Raw genomic sequence first — 2,931 nt, 5'->3', positions numbered from 1 at the left:
ACGACGGGTCGTTCCAACAGCGGAGCCTGGAGCTGGCGCGTCTCGCAGCACGACTTCCAGGGAAGCGACGCGCTCCAGAGTCCCTTGATCGATCTGAGTGGAGTGCTGGACGCGACGCTCACGTTCGAGCATTGGCACGACTTCGACGACTGCGGTGATCCAAACTTCGATCCGGACGGCGGTATCGTCGAAGTTTCGACCGACGGCGGGGCGCATTGGCAGCAGATCTATCCGCAGGGAGGCTATCCGTACGTGCTGGACGACATCTGCTTCAACCCGCTCGCCTACCGAAACGCCTACTCGCACAGCAGCGCGCTCAGCTATTTCGTCCCGGCAACGTTCGATCTCACCCCCTTCGTCGGCGGCTCGATCCTGATCCGCTTCCATGCCGGATGGGATTGCGGCAATTGCGCCACCAACGAGGGCTGGTACATCGACGACGTCGCAGTCTATTCGCAGGGGCCGCGGTGGGTGTCCGTGTCTCCCACGACGGCCACCATCGCTCCCCACACCACCGCGACGATGAACGTCACGTTCGACGCGACCGCTCTGCCCGTCGGGTCGCACGATGCGGAGCTGCTGGTGCGCAGCAACGACCCCGACGAGCCTTCGGTGATCGTTCCGATCAACCTGCAGGTGGCCGACGTCGCGGCGGTGGGGAACGTGGAGCCCGCCACACTCAATCTCGCCCGGCACGGGAACTGGGTCACCGCGTACCTCGAGCTGCCTCCACCGTTCGATCTGAACGCCATCCCGGTGTCGACGCTGCGCCTCAACCGTGCGTCGGTCGCCGATCCGACCAGGCACACGATCGGTGACGTCGATCAGGATGGGGTTCCCGACATGACGCTGAAGTTCGACCAGGATCTGCTCACACCGACGCTCCCGGAGGGGGATGAGGTTCCAGTGACGCTGACCGGAGAGATCGCCGGGGATCACCGCCTGCTGGCGACCGGCGTGATCCGCGTCATGAAGCACCATGTCACGGCGCCGAATGGCGGCGAATCGGTCGTGGCCGGCGCTTCGTACAACGTCCGCTGGTCTCTGCCGACCGACTGGAACCCGCACCACGCCGACGTCTATCTCAGCCTCAACGGCGGCGTGTCGTGGTCACTCATCGGGGCAGGTATCTCCGGCACGCAGTTCGCCTGGGTGGTTCCCAACGTCGCGACACAAGAGGCGCTGGTTCGGGTGGATTTGTTCGATGGGCTCGGCCTCATCACCCACGACTCGAGCAATCAGCCGTTCACCATCACATCGGTGCCGACCGCCGTGGAGCCTCCGGTCGCCGTCGGATCGCGCCTCATGCTGATGAACGCGCCGAATCCATTCCGCTCGACGCAGGCGACGACCGTCAGGTTCTCGCTTCCAAAGGCAGGAAAGGTGCGGCTCACGATCTACGATACACAGGGACACCTGGTTCACGTCCTCGCGGAGGGCGTGATGCCGGCCGGGCACCACGAGGCCGTCTGGCGAGGCACGGACCGGCGCGGCCGTCCCGTCTCCTCCGGCGTCTACTTCTATCAGCTTCAGCACGGGAACGAGCGTTTGACGAAACGGATGGTGATGCTGCGTTGATCTGAAGCGGGTCGATTCGCAAGGAATCTCAGGCGCTGCCTCGAGAAATGGGGCAGCGCCAATCCTTTGCGGTAATGTCGCCGGGTGAGCGCGATCTCCGGGAGCCGCAGAGTGGCCGTGATCGGCGCCGGCGCCGCGGGGCTCACCGCCGCGCTCGCCGCCGCCGGCGCCGGAGCGAAGGTCACGCTGCTCAACGCGCATCCCCGGATCGGCCTCAAGATCCTGATGTCCGGCGGGACCCGGTGCAACGTGACGCATCGAGAGGTCAGCGAGCTCGACTACCACGGCGGCTCGCGCCACTTCATCGCCCGCGTGTTGCGCGCGTTTCCGGTCGAGTCGACGCTCGCCTGGTTCGCCGAGATCGGCGTCGAGCTCAAGCTGGAAGAGACGGGGAAGTACTTCCCGGTGACCGATGACGCCAACACCGTGCTCGAGGCGCTGATGGCGGCCGTGAAAGCCGCAGGGGTCGGGATCGAGAGCGGCGCGCGCGTGATGCGCCTGGAGCGCCAGGGCCCTCCGCCCTCCTACCGGCTCGGCATCCAGGTCGTGCGCTCGGCGGCGGCATTCGAGGGCGGTGGCGTGAGCCGGCGCCACGGCACCTCGTGGCCCCTGCCGGCGGTGGACCCGGACCGTTGGATCGAGGCGGATGCCGTGGTGATCGCCACCGGAGGACTCTCGTTCCCGCGCACTGGCAGCGATGGCGTGGGGTATGCGCTGGTGACGGCGCTCGGCCATACGCTCGAGCCGCCCATTCCCGCGCTGACGCCGCTCGCCTCCGGCGACCCGTTGTGTGCGGCAGCGCAGGGGATCACGCTCGACGTGGAGCTGTCGCTCTGGGTGGGAGGGAAGCGTGCCGAGCGAGTCACGGGCTCGATGGTCATCGCTCATTTCGGTTATTCGGGTCCGGCCGCGCTCGACCTCTCGAGACACTGGTTGCGCGCCGCCGGCGAGCGGCGTGTCACCGCGAGCTTCGCTCCCGGGGAGACCGCCGAAAGCTTTCGCTCCGTTTGGGTGGATGCGTCCCGCAAAGCACCCGAGCGCACGGTGCGTCGTCATCTGGCTCGCTGGCTGCCCGAGCGGCTCGGCGAGCGCCTCTCCGTAGAAGCCGGCGTCGACCCGGGGAGCCGCGTGAATCAGGTGGATCGTTCACGCAGGGAGGGTTTGATCGGGCGAATCGTCGAGCGCGACCTCAAGGTCAGCGGGACTCTCGGTTACGAGAAGGCCGAGGTCACGGCCGGCGGCGTGCGGCTCTCCGAGGTGGACCCTTCGACCCTCGAGTCGCGCAAGTCGCCGGGGTTGTTCCTCTGCGGAGAGATCCTGGACGTCGAAGGCAGGCTCGGAGGATTCAACTTC

General features: G+C 66.9%; 2 protein-coding genes. Both read left to right on the top strand.

Annotated features, from left to right (window positions below; translation table 11 throughout):
- On the top strand, positions 1–1,578 hold a 1,578-nt coding region (locus VFQ05_06230; protein HET9326349.1), incomplete at its 5' end, for a FlgD immunoglobulin-like domain containing protein.
- 111 nt (positions 1,579–1,689) lie between these two features.
- On the top strand, positions 1,690–2,931 hold a 1,242-nt coding region (locus VFQ05_06225), incomplete at its 3' end, for an aminoacetone oxidase family FAD-binding enzyme (GenBank protein HET9326348.1).

It is taken from the genome of Candidatus Eisenbacteria bacterium, from assembly GCA_035712145.1.
In the GTDB taxonomy this organism is placed as follows: domain Bacteria; phylum Eisenbacteria; class RBG-16-71-46; order RBG-16-71-46; family RBG-16-71-46; genus DASTBI01.
The sequence above is the reverse complement of the archived record's forward strand: the minus strand, read 5'-3'. Positions and strand labels throughout refer to the sequence as shown.